General features: G+C 37.4%; 16 protein-coding genes. 2 read left to right on the top strand and 14 right to left on the bottom strand.

The features are described from left to right. Nucleotide 1 precedes the first annotated feature (1 nt). From CCC20_RS10480 to cpsA, 5 genes are read right to left on the bottom strand one after another with little or no spacing between them, the layout of a single operon-like run. Nucleotides 2-1,810, bottom strand: a complete 1,809-nt coding sequence (locus CCC20_RS10480) for a polysaccharide biosynthesis protein (protein ID WP_043910168.1) — start codon at nucleotides 1,808-1,810, stop codon at nucleotides 2-4. A 41-nt stretch (nucleotides 1,811-1,851) separates the two neighbouring features. Continuing rightward, the gene (locus tag CCC20_RS10475; RefSeq protein ID WP_013851736.1) at nucleotides 1,852-2,583 is read right to left on the bottom strand and encodes a tyrosine-protein kinase; all 732 of its coding nucleotides are present in this window, start codon (nucleotides 2,581-2,583) and stop codon (nucleotides 1,852-1,854) included. A 14-nt stretch (nucleotides 2,584-2,597) separates the two neighbouring features. Then, on the bottom strand, nucleotides 2,598-3,284 hold the full coding sequence (locus CCC20_RS10470) for a Wzz/FepE/Etk N-terminal domain-containing protein (protein WP_013851735.1): 687 nt from the start codon (nucleotides 3,282-3,284) through the stop codon (nucleotides 2,598-2,600). A gap of 8 nt (nucleotides 3,285-3,292) precedes the next feature. Then, the gene (gene cps4B, locus CCC20_RS10465; RefSeq protein WP_013851734.1) at nucleotides 3,293-4,024 is read right to left on the bottom strand and encodes a capsular polysaccharide biosynthesis protein Cps4B; all 732 of its coding nucleotides are present in this window, start codon (nucleotides 4,022-4,024) and stop codon (nucleotides 3,293-3,295) included. Beyond that, the gene (cpsA, locus tag CCC20_RS10460) at nucleotides 4,025-5,500 is read right to left on the bottom strand and encodes an LCP family glycopolymer transferase CpsA (protein ID WP_048791276.1); all 1,476 of its coding nucleotides are present in this window, start codon (nucleotides 5,498-5,500) and stop codon (nucleotides 4,025-4,027) included. It lies immediately after the preceding gene. 293 nt (nucleotides 5,501-5,793) lie between these two features. Here cpsA and CCC20_RS10455 point away from each other — a divergent pair, with 293 nt between their 5' ends. Then, on the top strand, nucleotides 5,794-6,702 hold the full coding sequence (locus CCC20_RS10455; RefSeq protein ID WP_003064471.1) for a LysR family transcriptional regulator: 909 nt from the start codon (nucleotides 5,794-5,796) through the stop codon (nucleotides 6,700-6,702). Between the two features lie 34 nt (nucleotides 6,703-6,736). Here CCC20_RS10455 and CCC20_RS10450 read toward each other — a convergent pair whose 3' ends face one another. The 8 genes from CCC20_RS10450 to CCC20_RS10415 all read right to left on the bottom strand — a co-directional run bounded on the left by CCC20_RS10450 (nucleotide 6,737) and on the right by CCC20_RS10415 (nucleotide 14,029). Then, nucleotides 6,737-7,513 carry a Gbs1250 family HEPN protein gene (locus CCC20_RS10450; protein ID WP_013851732.1) on the bottom strand — a complete coding sequence of 259 codons (777 nt, stop codon included), beginning with the start codon at nucleotides 7,511-7,513 and terminating at the stop codon, nucleotides 6,737-6,739. Then, nucleotides 7,513-8,220: a purine-nucleoside phosphorylase gene (deoD, locus tag CCC20_RS10445; protein WP_013851731.1), complete on the bottom strand. Its 708-nt coding sequence runs from the start codon at nucleotides 8,218-8,220 to the stop codon at nucleotides 7,513-7,515. Before deoD ends, CCC20_RS10450 begins: the two co-directional genes overlap by 1 nt. Further along, entirely contained in the window at nucleotides 8,177-9,466 is a 1,290-nt protein-coding gene (locus tag CCC20_RS10440; protein ID WP_013851730.1) for a chloride channel protein, read from the bottom strand. Before CCC20_RS10440 ends, deoD begins: the two co-directional genes overlap by 44 nt. Continuing rightward, nucleotides 9,450-10,154 carry a type 1 glutamine amidotransferase gene (locus CCC20_RS10435; protein WP_013851729.1) on the bottom strand — a complete coding sequence of 235 codons (705 nt, stop codon included), beginning with the start codon at nucleotides 10,152-10,154 and terminating at the stop codon, nucleotides 9,450-9,452. The genes CCC20_RS10440 and CCC20_RS10435 overlap by 17 nt, the downstream gene beginning before the upstream one ends. Before the next feature lie 51 nt (nucleotides 10,155-10,205). Further along, nucleotides 10,206-11,018: a purine-nucleoside phosphorylase gene (locus tag CCC20_RS10430; RefSeq protein ID WP_003064461.1), complete on the bottom strand. Its 813-nt coding sequence runs from the start codon at nucleotides 11,016-11,018 to the stop codon at nucleotides 10,206-10,208. A 9-nt stretch (nucleotides 11,019-11,027) separates the two neighbouring features. Beyond that, on the bottom strand, nucleotides 11,028-12,239 hold the full coding sequence (locus tag CCC20_RS10425; RefSeq protein WP_003064459.1) for a phosphopentomutase: 1,212 nt from the start codon (nucleotides 12,237-12,239) through the stop codon (nucleotides 11,028-11,030). Nucleotides 12,240-12,401: 162 nt separating this feature from the next. Next, nucleotides 12,402-13,076 (bottom strand): ribose-5-phosphate isomerase RpiA, encoded by a 675-nt coding sequence (gene rpiA / locus CCC20_RS10420; protein ID WP_003064456.1) that lies wholly within the window; start codon nucleotides 13,074-13,076, stop codon nucleotides 12,402-12,404. Between the two features lie 107 nt (nucleotides 13,077-13,183). After that, nucleotides 13,184-14,029: a DUF368 domain-containing protein gene (locus tag CCC20_RS10415; protein WP_003064454.1), complete on the bottom strand. Its 846-nt coding sequence runs from the start codon at nucleotides 14,027-14,029 to the stop codon at nucleotides 13,184-13,186. 420 nt (nucleotides 14,030-14,449) lie between these two features. On the opposite strand from CCC20_RS10415, the gene mnmE reads away from it, so the two are divergent. Next, complete coding sequence (mnmE, locus tag CCC20_RS10410; RefSeq protein ID WP_003064451.1) at nucleotides 14,450-15,823, top strand: tRNA uridine-5-carboxymethylaminomethyl(34) synthesis GTPase MnmE; 1,374 nt, start codon at nucleotides 14,450-14,452, stop codon at nucleotides 15,821-15,823. Between the two features lie 108 nt (nucleotides 15,824-15,931). Here mnmE and CCC20_RS10405 read toward each other — a convergent pair whose 3' ends face one another. Next, nucleotides 15,932-16,516, bottom strand: coding sequence for a uracil-DNA glycosylase family protein (locus tag CCC20_RS10405; RefSeq protein WP_013851728.1), 585 nt, complete (start codon nucleotides 16,514-16,516; stop codon nucleotides 15,932-15,934). Nucleotides 16,517-16,526: the final 10 nt, after the last annotated feature.

Raw genomic sequence — 16,526 nt, 5'->3', positions numbered from 1 at the left:
TCTACTCCTGTTTTGCAAATTCGATAAGTTTATTTTTCAAAGTTTTATTGTCTGTACTTAATAAAGTTGAGATGAAACTGTCGACTTCCTCAGCCGGTTTTGGTGTGACTTTTCCAATAAAGATTTTTTCATGAACTTGCTCACTAACACGTTCATCTGATGATAAAAGTTCCTCATATAACTTTTCTCCTGGACGAATGCCAGACTCAACAATACCAATTTCCTCTTCGGTATGACCACTCAACTTAATTATTTTTTTAGCTAAGTCTACAATCTTGACAGGTTCGCCCATATCAAGAACAAAAACTTCACCACCTTTTGCTTGGTAGCCCGCTTGAATAACTAGTCGACTTGCTTCTGGAATTGTCATAAAGTAACGTGTCATACGGAAATCGGTTACAGTTAGCGGGCCACCTTTTGCAACCTGCTCTTTAAAGACAGGTACAACCGAACCACGACTACCAAGAACATTCCCAAAACGAACGGCAACAAATTTTGTCTTCCCTTTACCGTTAAGTCCTGTCACAATCGTCTCTGCTACTCGTTTGGTAGCCCCCATTACATTTGTTGGGTTAACTGCTTTATCTGTCGAAATCATAACACACTTCTCAACACCAGCTTCCAATGCTGCTTCAGCGACATTTTTTGTTCCAAAAATATTATTTTTGACAGCCTCTTTGGGATTATACTCCATCAATGGCACATGTTTATGTGCTGCTGCATGATAAACATAGTTAGGACGGTAGTCTTTCAAGAGATTAAAAATCAAATCTCTATCTTGAATATCTGCAATAATTGGAATAATTTCAATTTCCCGACCATATTTTTGTAGAAGTTCTCGATGAATTAAATAAATAGAATTTTCTCCGTGTCCTAAAAGTAACAACTTTTTAGGCTTGAAATTTGAAACTTGACGACAAATTTCTGAACCAATAGATCCACCTGCTCCAGTCACAAGAACAGTTTTTTCTCGGAAAAATTCTCCTAAATTTGTCTGATTTAATTCGATTTCTTCTCGCCCTAGAAGATCCGCAATGTCAATTTCACGTAAATTTTGAGTAGAAACTTTACCTACAATAACATCCTCTATGTTGGGCATACTGTTAACACGGACACCGCACTGATTACAAGTCTCAATAATTTTTTCACGATCCTTCCCTAGTAAAGACGGAATCGCAATTGTAACTTGTTCGATAGCATAGTCAGACACCAAATTGGGAATGGCTTTGTGGTCTCCCAGCACTTTGACACCATGCAAATAACTACCATGCTTATTCGAATCATCATCTACAAAACCAACAATCTCAATGTTTGAATCTGAATTTAAAATAGTTTTAACAAAAATAGAACCGCCTTTTCCAGCACCTACGACTAATGTTCTGACTTTTTTTCCATCTTTACTTGTCCCTTTACTATGACTATTTATCTCACGCCATAAAAGTCTTGGTGTTATTACAAACAAAGTAGAAAACAAGAAAGAAAGTAACAAAAAACGATAACTATAATTTTCTCTACCGTAGACAGCTGTCACAAAGATCACTAATAAACTATAAGAAATAATAAGAGATATAACTAAATAAAGTAACACTCTATAGTCTGTAAAACGGTTTAAAACTGAAAAAATTTTAAATCTACTCGCTGACACAAGATAAACAATTATCACTACAAGGTAGGAAATCATTATCTGACTTAAACTAATACTGGCAAAACCCATCATAAATAGCATTGCTATCAGCACTGCGACAAACAACATCAATAAATCAGTGCATATTAAAACAAAACGTTTCTTATTTCTATTTAACTTATTCATAATAGTCCCCACTATAATTTGTACACTTAGTTAACCTAAAACTACTTTCTCCGCCTACCTTTCCCTTTCTTAGACTTCTCTTCTTTTGCTCCATAGGTACCATAACCGCCATAACTACCATATGCCCCATAATTATCTAAGTGAATATCATATTTATTTAAAATAACACCAAGGAAAATAGAGCCACTTTGTTCTAGTTGTTCTTTTAGTTTCGTAATGGTACGGCGTTTATCAACTCCTGCTTTTGCCACAACTAGACTAGCATCTGAGTAATGCGCTAAGATAGCTGCATCAATAACCAGGCCAAGAGGGGGTGTATCAATAATCACATAATCGTAAAGACCACGCACGGTTTCAATCATTACCTTAAAATTATCGTTTTGAATCAATGATGTGGGGTTTGGTGGGACTTGCCCAGCAGGAATAATCATTAAATTATCAATTGTTGTATCACAAATAACATCTGACAGTTCTGCATTTCCAGACAAGAAACTTGTCAAGCCTTGATAACGTTCATTAGACTTAAATGTACCTGACATAACTGAATTGCGTGTATCTGCATCAATCAAAAGAGTGCGAAAACCTGCACGCGCAAATGAGATAGCAAGATTAACCGATGTGGTCGATTTGCCTTCACCTGCCTGAGCAGACGTTAGCGTAATCACTTTTAAATCACGTCCACTAAACTGAACATTGGTACGGATAGAATTGTAATATTCTTCCATAGATTTTACCATTTGAGCTTTAGCTCTCACTAATTCTAATTGTGGCATTACAATCTTTCTCCTTACATTTTATCAATATCTGGTACAACTCCTAGAAGAGTCATACCAAGCACGTCTTCGATATCTTCTGGACGACGGACACGATCATCAAGCACTTCAACTACAAGAATAACAATAACAGCTAGAACCCCACCAACAAGTATCCCTAAAGCAAGATTTTTCTTAACGTTAGGAGATGAAGGATGTTTAGGCGTAGCTGCAGCTTCTAAGGTTGTCACGTCATCTACTTTTGTAACAGCTTTAATCTTTTCAGCAGCAATTTCACGGACAGCGTTAGCAATATCGGCGGCTTCTTGGCCATCCGTATCTTCCACAGAAATTGAAATGACACGTGTATCTGTTGGGATATCAACTGTAATCATATCTGACAACTCACTGGTTGAAAGAGGCAGTTTTTGTTGATCAATGACAGAAGATAACACCTCACTTGACGTAATCACTTCTTTGTAATCGTTAACAAGATAAGAACCAGCTTGTAAATCTTGACTGGTAATATTATCAGCAGTTTTGCTAACAACATAAATACGAGTTGTTGACGTGTACTTAGGCTTTATCAGAAAAATACTACCAAGTAAAGCAACTGTTCCTACAACTAAAGCAATGAAAATGATAAAAAATTTCTTACTCCAAAGTTTTCTTAGCAAGTAGAATACATCAATCTCAATACTCGCCTGATCATTTGAATTCATATTAACTCCTATAAATCTTTATTTTCTAATAAGGTTTGAGGATTGCCCTCAAAAAGAGCGTAAGCTCGCTTAGTGCCAAAATCTTTCGTAATGATTTCTCTAGCCTCATCCATAAATGGTGGTCTTGGACCAAGATTATGCATATCACTTGCCACACAATGAACAAGATTTTTTTCCAAGAAATAACGTGCTCGTTTTTTAAACTGACGGTATTTATCGCCGAATAATTTTGGTTTGAGAACATGTGAGCTATTGATTTGCGTGTAACACCCCATGTTAATCAATTCCCTCACACGTTCTTCATTAAACTCAAGCGCATTATAACGTTCGATATGAGCAACAACTGGTGTAATTCCAAGCATGATCACATTGCTAAGTGCTGTATGGATGTCTTTCCATGGTGTGGTCATACTAAACTCAATCAATGCAAAACGTGTATTATTCATTTTGGGAACCTGACCACGCTCTAGCTTTTCAAGGATATCACTACTATAGTAAAGTTCACCACCATACAAAATCTCTAAGCCTTCGTATTTGGCTTCCGCAGCTTCTTTGACTTGGCTAAAGTTAGCAAAAATCTTATCTTCTGGTGTTTCAAACATTCCCTTGCGACGATGTGACGTTGAGACAATCGTGCGCACACCTTGACGATAGCTTTCACCGATAAGTGCCAAACTTTCTTCTATAGTAGTTGGTCCATCATCAACATCAAAAACGATATGCGAGTGAATATCAATCATCTATTTCCCTTCCATAACATCTTTAATTGCTTGTGAAGCACTAGATACGCTAGCATCATCCAACTGAATCATGTAAAGACTTGCTGTTGGCATAGCATAAGAAGTCAATTCTCCTGTTGAACCTGTACCAGTTACTTCTTGTGACGTAATGGTGAATTTCTTACCTGAATCAAGTTGTGTATTGGCAAGATCCATCATTGTATCCAATGGCATATCTGTTTGAACTGAATCCTGCAGAGTAGACATAATTGATGAATAATTCGAAATTGAACTAAACGAAGTTAGCTTGTTAATTATGGCTTGAATAACTTTTAATTGATTTTTACCACGATCATAGTCACCATTATCAAGACTATAACGTTCACGAACAAAACCTAGTGCTTCATCTGAATTCAAATTGATATTACCAGCTTCAAATGAATCCCCAGCACTAGAAGTAAATGCTTGATCATTATAAACAGTCACACCACCAATCGCATCAATTAGATTCATGAATGATGTAAAATTAACTCTTGCATAGTAATCAATATCAATGCCGTAAAGATTTTCTAGTGTCTTTTCAGAAGTTTCAACGCCGTAGATACCTGCATGAGTCAATTTATCATATTGATTAGCACCACCATCAGGTATTTGAACATAAGAGTCACGTGGTGTTGATGTCATTAAAATCTTATGAGTATCCATATTAACTGTCAAGATAATATTAACATCTGAACGAGAAACTGTTGAGATTGAACCATAAGTATCAATACCACTGATATAGATATTAAAGACATTTTTATTTGATGATGAGACATCATTTGAAATATTCTTCTTAACTTTGTAGGTATAAATGGTCTTTAAATTTGATTCATAATTATCATAAGATAATTCTAACAGGCTTGAATAAGCGCTATTTAGAACCATTGCTTGACTACTACCATTAATGAGATTTTCATAGGCTGCTTGATAAGAATCAACTGTATCCGTTGTTAAATTAACACCTTTATCTGATTTGATTTGTGACAGTAAGGCCTCAATATTACTTCCATCAGCTCCAGTCGGCGCTTGAACACTTGATAATTCTGTCACATCTGAAATAGAACTATTCGTCGGTACTACAACACTCATTTCAATTTCTGAATATGAAGCTGTTTCATTCAGATTACCTGCTACATCAATTAATGATTTAAATGCAAAAAGCGAAGCAGCTGCGACAATCGAGAAAATGACCAAAAGGACAGTAACAACTAGTTTACCTTTTTTCCGAATTATCAATACCAATGATACGACAAGAACAACCACTAACAAAGCAGTATAAATAATGTTGAAGTGTCGGAAAGCAAGAATGTTATGCGAATACATCAGAAAAGTCGCAATTCCTGCCAGTAAAGCATACAAGACTAGCAAAACACTATTCACTATCGTCTTAGTATCAAGACGGGAATATGAACGTGAATTTTTATGCTGTCTTTGATGACGTGAATGTGTAGGCATTATAAATCTCCACTCTCTATAAGGATTACTAACGTTCCTATTTTAACACTTTTGTCATGCTTTTGCAATTCGGTATTATTATAAAACTAGATGTTTACAAACGGTTTCATTGCTTTGTTTCAAACAATATAGGCGCTTTGTTAAAGAAAAGAAATTAATAATCAAAATGTTGTATTTTTACCTTCGTTTTGTAATGATGTTACAAAATGACTAATGTTCGTTTTTTAATCGTTTTCTTCATAAAAGACTGGTACCTACTTGCGGGAAAATCATTTTTAGGCTAAACTAAGTCTATGAGAATACAACAATTACACTATATCGTTAAAATAGTAGAAACAGGGAGCATGAACGAGGCTGCTAAGCAGCTTTTTATCACTCAACCAAGCCTTTCAAATGCTGTACGAGATTTGGAGCGTGAAATGGGTATTGAAATTTTTATTCGTAACCCAAAAGGCATTACCTTGACTAAGGATGGCGTTGAGTTTCTTTCTTATGCTCGCCAAATTTTAGAACAAACGGCTCTTTTAGAGGAACGTTATAAGAGCAAAAATACAAACCGAGAACTGTTTAGCGTGTCTTCACAGCACTATGCTTTCGTTGTCAATGCTTTTGTTTCACTTTTAGAAGGAACGGACATGTCACGTTATGAGCTTTTCCTTCGTGAAACACGAACGTATGAAATCATTGATGATGTTAAGAATTTTCGTTCAGAAATCGGTGTTTTATTTTTGAATAGTTATAACCACGATGTCTTGACCAAAATGTTCGATGATAATCATCTGACCTATACAAGCCTTTTTAGAACGCGTCCGCATATCTTTGTCAGCAAAAACAATCCTCTTGCAAGCAAAAAACTGGTAACTATGGAAGATCTGGAAGACTTCCCTTACCTTAGCTACGATCAAGGAATTCATAATTCTTTCTACTTCTCTGAAGAAATTTTTTCACAAATTCCCCATAAGAAATCAATTGTCGTTAGTGACCGCGCGACACTTTTCAATCTCTTGATAGGACTTGATGGTTATACAATCGCTACAGGTATTTTAAATAGTAATTTAAATGGTGATAATATTGTTTCTATTCCGCTTGATGTTGAGGATATGATTGACATTGTCTATATTCGCCACGAAAAAGCTAACCTTTCAAAAATGGGTGAACGATTTATTGAGTATCTCCTTGAAGAAGTTAAATTTGATACATAAAAACTCTTGGACAATGTCCAAGAGTTTTTATGTTCTATCCATTTCTCTTCAACTCACTTTTGATAATATCATTAACTTGGTCAAAATAGAATTTTTCTTTGTTATATTTGACACCTGCATAGGTAGCAAGGGCAATAATTTTATCTAGAAAGACTTGGGATGAGAAATTGGTTGTTCGGTGTAGTTCTTCTTCATCAAAAGACTTGATGAGGTGGGCTAGGGGATTACGAACGGATTTTTCAAAATTGCGAAGTTCGCTGATTAACTGTTTAATCTCCTGAGGAAGTTGTCCGTACTGCAAAAGTTCTGCTAAAGCTTTTGAAGTCACTTTACCATCACGACGAATCTCAAGGTATCTATGAAAAATAGCATAGTCGCTCTGTTTCATTTTTGTAAAAAGCCAAGTATCATACTGATTATTTTTAGCATCGTGGATATAGTTTTCCAAATTTGGAACTTCGCGTTTGGCAAGGCGATAAAAGAGCCTATACAGAATTGGGCTAACAGAGCGGACAAAATCAATAATATTGCCATTTTTCACCTTAGCTTCCAAATCCATAATATAATTTGCCAATTGTTCTTCCTCATACGCATTGGTAATGAGTGAAACGCCATAATTAGCTAAAATTGCTTGATTTTCTGCTGGATGTAAAAAAGCAAAGTCAACGTTAAGTTCCCTACGCTCTTTTAACATTTCTAAAAGATAACGGCTTTGCGCTGGAAAATCGCTGTGCTGCTCTGCTATTTTCCAAGCGTGATTATAAGCATAGACATCCAAAAGGATGTCTATCGTTTCATATATTTCTTGCATTAATCTGCAATAAGAGTTTCAAGACCGACTTTCATCATGTCTGTGAAAGTTGTTTGGCGTTCTTGAGCGGTTGTGTCTTCATCAGCAACAAGGCTATCAGAAATCGTCATGATACCGAGTGCTTGAACGCCGTGTTTTGCTGCGAGATAGTAAAGTGCAGCGGCTTCCATCTCAACAGCTTTCACACCAAGTTGTCCAAGTTTAACATTGTTTTCAGCAAAATCTGAATAAAAAGCGTCAACAGATAACACGCTGCCAACATGAGTTGTCATTCCTAGATCTTGCGCAATATGGTAGGCTTTGTCAAGCAAGGTAAAATCAGCAATTTGTGGAAAATCATACTGTGGCCATTCATTTTTAATCATGCTTGATGTTGTTGCTGCTGCTTGTGCCAAAACAAGTTCGCGAACGTGAACATCTTTATTAAGGGAACCAGCTGTTCCAACACGGATTAATTTTTTAACGCCGTAAGATTGGATTAATTCAGTCGCGTAGATAGAGATGGATGGCATTCCCATACCAGTTCCCATAACACTGACACGTTCACCTTTATAAGTCCCTGTAAAACCAAGCATACCACGGACATTATTAAAACATACGGCCTCTTCTAAAAAGTTTTCTGCGATAAATTTGGCACGGAGCGGATCTCCTGGAAGTAAAATTTTATCTGCGATTTCGCCTTGTTTGGCTTCGATATGGATTGACATAGTATTTCCTTTCAATATGTTCAATAATAGTTTTTGTAGCAAAGGCTACGATGACCGCAAGAAGCAAAATTGGAAGAGCTGTGAAAGATTGTCCCGTAAACGATACAACCAAACCAACAGCCGTTAACAGAGCATTCATCGTAATGGCTAAAAAGATACTTGAGCCAATTAACATAGCCGAAGTTAGTGATAATTCTGGGACTACCAATTGACACAGCACTGCTACCAAAAATCCTAGGACAGCGCCTATTGAAAACGACGGTGTCAGAGTGCCTCCGTAGGCACCATTTTTCAGCGTCAGCAAAACAAGTACGGCTTTAATAACCACACAAGCTAAGGCATACCACACACCCATCCCATCAAAAACGGCTTGTGCCAAAGCTCCGCCATTTCCCAAAATCTCTGGAAAATAAAGGGAAAAGCTTGCGAGAAGCAAAAAAGTTAAGGGGAGTTTCCACAAAATGCTTTTAGTTGTCACTTTGCCGGCTTGGGCTTTTTGGGTGAGGTGGCGAAATAGCTGCGCTAAGGGGGTGATAAGAATAGCTAGAACAATTGCAAAACCACATGTTTTAGCATCGAGCACGACTTGTCCTGAATGATAAAGTGGTGTATCTGAAATAACCGTTCCCGCAATAAGACTAGCTAGAATCGTTGTGCTTGAGACTGAAATAAGATTCAAAACGGACAAACCTAAACCTAGTGTCTCAAAGGCAAAAAAGATACTGGCAATCGGCACTTGATAGACAGCTGCCAATCCTGCCGATGCCCCACAAACAATAGCAAGCTTTCGGTCTGTTAAGGTCAATGTCATTCGATCGGAAATACGACCTGCTCCTAAAGCTCCAAACTCTCGTGGTGCACCTTCTTTACCAATAGGTGAACCAGCTCCGACTGAAGCCACTTGAAGAAAAATATGTATCAAGTGTATCCAAAGTATCGGACGTTTGCTATTATCAGTAACTTTTAGCTGTGATTTGATTGAAATGATTTGACGATTTTTATCTTGCAAAACAAACCAAATAAACGCTGAAATAATACCAGTTAATAAGATAATAATAAATTGTAGGTTTGTGATAGGCTGCGCACCTGTACTTTCCCCATGACCAAAAATCATCCATTCAATCAATTCTAATAAGTCATGAAGTAAAATACCGCCTACTCCTGCTACTATACTAGTCAAAAGAAGGGCAGTACCAAAGCGTAAGCAATAAGCTTTAGAGTTAAATCTTTTATTTTGTGAAAGCATCTAAAAATTGCTCTAAAATATGATTCATTTCTGAATAATCGTAAGCTAGCATTTCGTTTGCTACTTGAAGGTATGAGTATGTCTTAACTTGTTCATCATAATCAACTTCTTCTGCCAAAAGTGCTTCAATCAATGGTTTTGAAAACTCTAAATGGCATTGGAAAGCATAGTGTTTATCACTATATTTGACAATTTGTCGTGGGCAACCTTGACTAGTTGCAAGAATTTTGGCTTGTGGTGTCAAACCAGGCATATCGCCATGCCAGTGCCCAACAATTGCAGATGTTCCAATATGCGAAAGATTACGATTTGCTAAACCAGCTTCTGTTAATGTGATTGGATAATTTCCAATTTCTTTTTCTGGGCTTCTTTCAACAGATGCTCCGTAGGCTTCACCTAGCAATTGAGCTCCTAAACAAATACCAAGAACTCGTTTATCTTGTGAAATAGCTTCTTTGATAAGCGAGATTTCAGCCTGTGCATCAAAATGAGGACATTCTGCTACTGTTGTTCGTGGGCTTTGTGGTCCCCCCATAACAATTAGTAGGTCAATACCAGAACTATCTTTTGGCAATTTTTTACCTTGATAAAGCTTTGTCATTGTCACATCATGACCACGTTTAATAGCCCAATCATAATAAACACCTGGTGCTTCAAAGGCTTCGTGAACGATAAAATGAATTCGCATCTGACACCACTTTCTAATTTTAGTATGATAATACTAAGTTTTAGTATTGACTTACAATTCTGCCAAGACAGCCTTAACTAGAGTTTTAAAGTCCTCTTTGATTTGTTGTGTAACAGCAACAACTTCTTCATGATTAAGTGAACTTTGGAAACCTGCGGCATGGTTTGTAATAGCTGAAATTCCTAAAACTTTCAAACCTGAATGAGCAGCAACGATGACTTCTGGAACTGTTGACATACCAACCGCATCAGCTCCAAGTGTTTGGAAAGCACGAATTTCGGCAGGTGTTTCGTAACATGGTCCAGAAACACCAAGATAAACACCTTCATCAAGTTTGATACCGATTTTTTCGGCAACTTTGTGAGCAGTATCACGGTATTCAGCTGTATAAGCATCTGACATATCTGGGAAACGTGGTCCAAAGTCATCAAGATTCGCACCAATCAATGGATTTTGTCCTGTCATATTAATATGGTCTGAAATTGCCATTAATGTTCCTGGACCAAAGCCAATTCCGCCAGCTGCATTTGTCACGATAAGTCCTTTACAACCAAGAGCCTTCATGACACGAACTGGAAAAGTCACTAATTCCATTGGATTTCCTTCGTAAAAATGGAAACGTCCTTGAAGAGCAATGACTTTGTGTCCACCAAGGTCACCATAAACCAATTGTCCAGCGTGTCCTGCTACTGTTGATTTTCCCCAATTAGGAATTTTTTCATAGGGAATTACAACAGCATTTTCAATTTCTTCGGCAAGTTCGCCAAGACCTGACCCTAAAATCAAACCAAATTCAGGAGCATCACAACTTTGTGATACCAAGAACTGACGAGCTTCTTCAATTTTTTCAATAATTGTTGTCATATGCACCTCTTATACTAATTTTTCTAGGAAAGATTGACCAATCATGGCTGTCTCAACACCAAAGTTGTCAGCGATTGTTGCTGAGATATCAGCAAAATGTCCGACTGGTAAGACACCATTTCCTTTAAATGATGGGCTATAAGCCAATAACGGAACGTATTCACGTGTGTGGTCTGTTCCTGTGTAAGTTGGGTCATTACCATGGTCTGCTGTGATTAAAAGAAGGTCATCTGATTTCATATTGTCTATAATTTCAGGCAAACGATTATCAAATTCTTCTAGACAATCACGGTAACCTGCGGCATTACGACGGTGACCATATATAGCATCAAAATCAACAAGGTTTGTAAATGATAATCCTTTTGTAAATTCTGGCAATTGTAGGGTTTTAATCAAGGTATCAACACCATGCATATTTGATTTATTGTGCCCCATATCGTTTGTAATACCTGAACCATTGAAAATATCATTGATTTTTCCGACACCGTAAGTCGGAACGCCTGCATCCGCTAATTTATTAAGCACTGTTGGTGCAAATGGTGACAAAGCATAATCACGACGGTTAGCTGTACGTGTGAAATTACCAGGTTCACCAACGTACGGACGAGCAATAATTCGGCCAAGCAAACTTGGACGTTCTAATGTAATGGAACGAGCAAATTCACAGATTTTATAAAGTTCCTCAAGCGAAATAACATCTTCATGTGCTGCGATTTGAAGTACTGGGTCAGCTGAAGTGTAAACAATCAATTCACCTGTTTTCATCTGACGTTCACCAAAGTCAGCGATAACTTGTGTTCCTGAATAAGGTTTGTTGGCTTCACGAATGATTTTACGTCCTGAAAATTCTTCAATTTTTGTTAAAATTTCTTCTGGGAATCCTTCAAAGAAAGTATCAAAGGGATCTGTAATATTAAGCCCCATGATTTCCCAGTGCCCTGTCATGGTATCTTTTCCACGTGATACTTCTTCTAATTTTGTTGCATAACCACTTGGCTGTGCTTCTGCTGGTACTGTTTTTAGAGGTGCTTCACGAAGAATATTTCCAAGACCAATTTTCGCCATATTCGGAACAGTTAATCCGACTGTTTTTGAAATATGACCAAGGGTATCTGAAGCACCATCTGGCACACCAGCATTGACAAAATTGTTAGCATCTGGTGCTGCACCAATTCCGACAGAATCTAAAACTACAAGGTGAATACGATTAAATGTTGGCATAATTTTTCCTAATCTAGGGTGGTTACGGTTGGCACCCAAAACCTCCTAATCTCTTAATATTCAAATAAGTCAAGTGATTAGAAATAATAATGAATCAATATAACATAGTAAACAGGAGAAGATTCAGTTATGGTAACTGTTAATTTCCTCCTGCTGAAATCATTATTTAGCTTCTAAAATGTTGACACCGTCTTTACCTGCAACGATAACTTTATTAACCATACCGTTGAAGAGACCGTGTTCAACAACGCCGACCATGGCTTTCAATTCTTTGCCAAGTTCGACAGGATTTTCAATGACGCCAAGGTCAAGGTCGATGATATAATTTTTCATATCAGTCACAAAGCGTTCACCATTTACCATGCGATAGGACGGTTTGTAACCTTTTTTCTCGAACTCACGGAAAATACGGTCTGCACCATATTGAACCACTTCGACTGGCAATTTAAAGGCACCGAGTTTATCGACCATTTTTGAGTCGTCAGCAACCCAGATGTATTCTTTGGTTGGTGTGGCAACGATTTTTTCCATAAGAAGGGCGCCACCACCGCCTTTGATACCGTTGAAGTTAGTGTCAACTTCATCTGCACCGTCAACGGTAACATCGATAACATCAATGTCATCAACAGCTTTCAAAGGAATCCCAAGACCTTCTGCTTGTGCAGTGGTTTGGCTTGAAGTTGTTACACCTACAACTTTGAGTCCTTCTTCTTTCATGCGGCGACCAATTTCTTCAACAAAAAAGTATGCTGTTGAGCCTGTTCCAAGTCCGACGACCATACCATCTTTGACATACTGAGCGGCTGTGACACCAGCGATTTTTTTGAGTCTTTCCATAGCTACCTCGTCTTTTTATATATTATTGTAAATAATTTCTATTTCCAACTGATTATTATATCATGATTTAAGTGTTTTGTGTCATAATGAAATAGATAATCTCGCGTTTATTCCTTATAGTCTTTCTCTAATTTTACCATCCATAATCCGAATAAAATCCCGAGAACAAAAACAAGAGCTGTTATTACTATCTCCATGCCTGTAACATTTGCATAAGAGATTCCCTCATAGGCATTTCCGCTTGGTAAAAGTATTAATAATGTACTTGAAAGGACACTACCAATAATACAATAATAAATATATGATCTATAGTGCAAGAGAAGATAATTCATTCCTTTTGATAATAAAATCATAGTCACCCCTCCTCCAATCATAATTGGGAAAAAAGTTCCTAGCAAATCAAACGCTTTAAAACCATTTAACATAGGAGTATATACTCCTAAACATAAGAGGATACTTGACGGACTGAGACCTGGAAGAAGAACCCCTAGCGCTATGAGAGCTCCTGCTAATAAATAACTAATAAATCCGACCGACATATTACCTGTAAAGCGGCTCATAGAATAAACTAAAAGAAAAGAAATGATAAAAGCGCCAATAATCCATCCCCACTTTAATCGATTCCTAGGAGCACTTTGTTTAGTATCGTTCAATAAACTAGGTATTGTACCAAGAACTCCTCCTGAAAATCCCCATAGTGTTGGAATTTCGTAATGTTCCAAAAGGAATTCAATAGGATAAGAAAATAGAGCTATTCCTAAAAGTCCCCCAACTCCTATCGGCAAAAAGAAAAGTACATTTGACTTAAAATTAAGTTTGATATTAGCTAAGAAACTAATAAGGCGCTCATAGACACCTAAAATAGCAGCAAGCGCTCCACCAGACACCCCCGGTAGTAAAAAACCAAGAGAAATAACCATCCCTTTGATTACCTTTTGTACTATAGAAAACATATATCCTCCTTACAGTTTTCTGATTAAAAAAATATCTCAATAATACTTCTTCATCATCGATTATAAAATAGTGTGCTTTATATTGAAAACACTTCACTTTAGGTTATCATATCTATTTTAGATATGTCAACTAATAGCAGTAACGAATCTATCTTACTATTGCTTTCTAATCATCTAACGAAACAGACACTTCTTTAGTAACTTTATTAACATTTTGAAAACTCCTTAGACTTTTTAATCCAAAAAGATGATTATTCTTAATACTTATCCCTCGCTAGCTTTTCTAAATTAAAACTGCTATACTTTACTAGAAGCTTATAAGTGGCATTCTTAAGCCACAATACTACTTTTACTATCTAATTTATTATCGTTGATGCTCTAATTTCAATAGGCTAAAACCGATAAATATGAGGAAACATAATGATTACAAATGAATTTGATACGATTGCTGCGATTTCTACACCGCTTGGTGAGGGGGCAATCGGAATTGTAAGACTTTCTGGAACGGAAGCGCTAGCTATTGCACAAAAAGTCTATCATGGTAAAGACCTTAACGAGGTCGCTTCACATACGATTAATTACGGTCACATTGTTGACCCTGATACTGATGAAGTGCTTGATGAGGTTATGGTGTCTGTGATGCTTGCGCCAAAAACATTTACCTGTGAGAATGTCGTGGAGATTAATACGCACGGTGGTGTTGCCGTGACAAATGAAATTTTGCAACTTGTCTTGCGCCAAGGGGCTCGTCTTGCTGAACCTGGTGAGTTTACCAAACGTGCTTTCTTGAATGGTCGTGTTGACTTGACACAAGCGGAAGCCGTTATGGATATTATCCGTGCGAAAACAGACAAAGCCATGAATATTGCGGTAAAACAACTTGATGGGTCATTGTCACAATTAATCAATGACACGCGCCAAGAAATCCTAAACACCTTAGCTCAAGTCGAGGTCAATATCGACTACCCTGAATACGATGACGTGGAGGAAATGACGACAGCTTTAATCCGCGAAAAAACACAAGAATTCCAAGAACTTTTGGAAAATCTATTGCGTACTGCAAAACGTGGCAAAATTCTGCGCGAAGGCTTATCTACTGCTATCATTGGTCGTCCAAACGTTGGAAAATCAAGTTTGCTTAACAATCTGTTACGCGAAGAAAAGGCTATCGTTACTGATATTGAGGGAACAACCCGTGATGTAATTGAAGAATATGTCAATATCAAAGGTGTACCTTTGAAACTGGTTGATACAGCTGGTATCCGCGAAACAGATGATGTGGTTGAAAAAATCGGTGTTGAACGTTCGAAAAAAGCCCTTGAGGAAGCTGACCTTGTTCTTCTTGTGCTCAATAGTTCTGAACCTTTGACTGACCAAGACCGTGCACTTTTGGAACTTAGCAAAGATAGCAACCGCATTATTCTCCTTAATAAAACAGATTTACCAGAAAAAATCGAAGCTGACCAGTTGCCAGATGATGTCATTCGCATTTCCGTTCTTAAAAATCAAAATATCGACGTAATTGAAGAACGTATTAACCAACTGTTCTTTGCTAATGCTGGTATTGTTGAAAAAGATGCAACTTATCTTTCAAATGCTCGCCATATTTCATTGATTGAAAAAGCGGTGCAAAGTTTGCAAGCCGTCAATGAAGGGCTTGAACTAGGAATGCCTGTTGATCTTCTTCAAATTGATTTAACACGTTGCTGGGAAATTCTCGGTGAAATCACAGGTGATGCAGCACCTGATGAATTAATCACAAAACTCTTTAGCCAATTCTGTCTTGGAAAATAACGTTAGGTCAGAGCATTAAAAACTATCCTATCCAAATAAGATATCTCAATCACTTATCCTAGTTATGATAAAACGAAGCTAAGCACTTTTCCTTAGCTTCGTTTTCTATTACTTTGCAAGAATTTCTTTGACTCGTTTTTGCAAATCAGGGATTACTTCTTTTGCAAACCAAGGATTTCTTGCTTGCCAAAGATTGTTACGAGGCGAAGGGTGTACTAAAGGGAAAAATTGGGGTAGGTAGGTTTGATAATGTTTTACCGTTTCTGTTAACGTGACAGAAGATTTCTGCTGCAAATAATAACGCTGTGCATAGAAGCCAACCAAAATATGTAATTCAATATTTGGAGCAAAAGCCAAGGTTCGTTTGTGCCACTTTTCAGCAAAGCCCTTTCGTGGCGGCAAATCACCTGATTTTCCCGTTCCCGGAAAATAATAATCCATTGGTACAACCGCAAAAAGCCCAGAATCGTAAAATATTTCTCGGTCCACGCCCAGCCATTTTCGCAAATTATCACCACTTGGATCATTCCAATACAAACCCGACTCTTGCGCACGAATGCCAGGAGCTTGTCCGACAATATTAATCCGAGCCGTTTTTGGAACAGTAAAAAGTGGCTTTATGCCTTGTTGAGTGTAGGTCGCATTTTGCTCATCTGCCATAATGTCCGCAATTAATTGTTCAATGGTATCCATTTCTCCCCCC

The sequence above is a fragment of the Streptococcus sp. LMAG:39 genome, from assembly GCF_008680485.1.
Taxonomy (GTDB): Bacteria; Bacillota; Bacilli; order Lactobacillales; family Streptococcaceae; genus Streptococcus; species Streptococcus pasteurianus.
Note: the sequence above shows the minus strand (reverse complement) of the source record. Positions and strands in the feature narration are given on the sequence as shown.

Excerpts from the sequence above, each read along its gene's own strand:
- cpsA (WP_048791276.1), bottom strand. The coding sequence starts at position 5,500 with ATGCCTACACATTCACGTCATCAAAGACAGCATAAAAATTCACGTTCA.
- mnmE (WP_003064451.1), top strand. The coding sequence starts at position 14,450 with ATGATTACAAATGAATTTGATACGATTGCTGCGATTTCTACACCGCTT.
- CCC20_RS10415 (WP_003064454.1), bottom strand. The coding sequence starts at position 14,029 with ATGTTTTCTATAGTACAAAAGGTAATCAAAGGGATGGTTATTTCTCTT.
- CCC20_RS10470 (WP_013851735.1), bottom strand. The coding sequence starts at position 3,284 with ATGAATTCAAATGATCAGGCGAGTATTGAGATTGATGTATTCTACTTG.
- CCC20_RS10480 (WP_043910168.1), bottom strand. The coding sequence starts at position 1,810 with ATGAATAAGTTAAATAGAAATAAGAAACGTTTTGTTTTAATATGCACT.
- CCC20_RS10455 (WP_003064471.1), top strand. The coding sequence starts at position 5,794 with ATGAGAATACAACAATTACACTATATCGTTAAAATAGTAGAAACAGGG.
- cps4B (WP_013851734.1), bottom strand. The coding sequence starts at position 4,024 with ATGATTGATATTCACTCGCATATCGTTTTTGATGTTGATGATGGACCA.
- CCC20_RS10435 (WP_013851729.1), bottom strand. The coding sequence starts at position 10,154 with ATGCGAATTCATTTTATCGTTCACGAAGCCTTTGAAGCACCAGGTGTT.
- CCC20_RS10450 (WP_013851732.1), bottom strand. The coding sequence starts at position 7,513 with ATGCAAGAAATATATGAAACGATAGACATCCTTTTGGATGTCTATGCT.
- CCC20_RS10430 (WP_003064461.1), bottom strand. The coding sequence starts at position 11,018 with ATGACAACAATTATTGAAAAAATTGAAGAAGCTCGTCAGTTCTTGGTA.
- CCC20_RS10405 (WP_013851728.1), bottom strand. The coding sequence starts at position 16,516 with ATGGATACCATTGAACAATTAATTGCGGACATTATGGCAGATGAGCAA.
- rpiA (WP_003064456.1), bottom strand. The coding sequence starts at position 13,076 with ATGGAAAGACTCAAAAAAATCGCTGGTGTCACAGCCGCTCAGTATGTC.
- CCC20_RS10440 (WP_013851730.1), bottom strand. The coding sequence starts at position 9,466 with ATGCTTTCACAAAATAAAAGATTTAACTCTAAAGCTTATTGCTTACGC.
- CCC20_RS10425 (WP_003064459.1), bottom strand. The coding sequence starts at position 12,239 with ATGCCAACATTTAATCGTATTCACCTTGTAGTTTTAGATTCTGTCGGA.
- deoD (WP_013851731.1), bottom strand. The coding sequence starts at position 8,220 with ATGTCAATCCATATCGAAGCCAAACAAGGCGAAATCGCAGATAAAATT.
- CCC20_RS10475 (WP_013851736.1), bottom strand. The coding sequence starts at position 2,583 with ATGCCACAATTAGAATTAGTGAGAGCTAAAGCTCAAATGGTAAAATCT.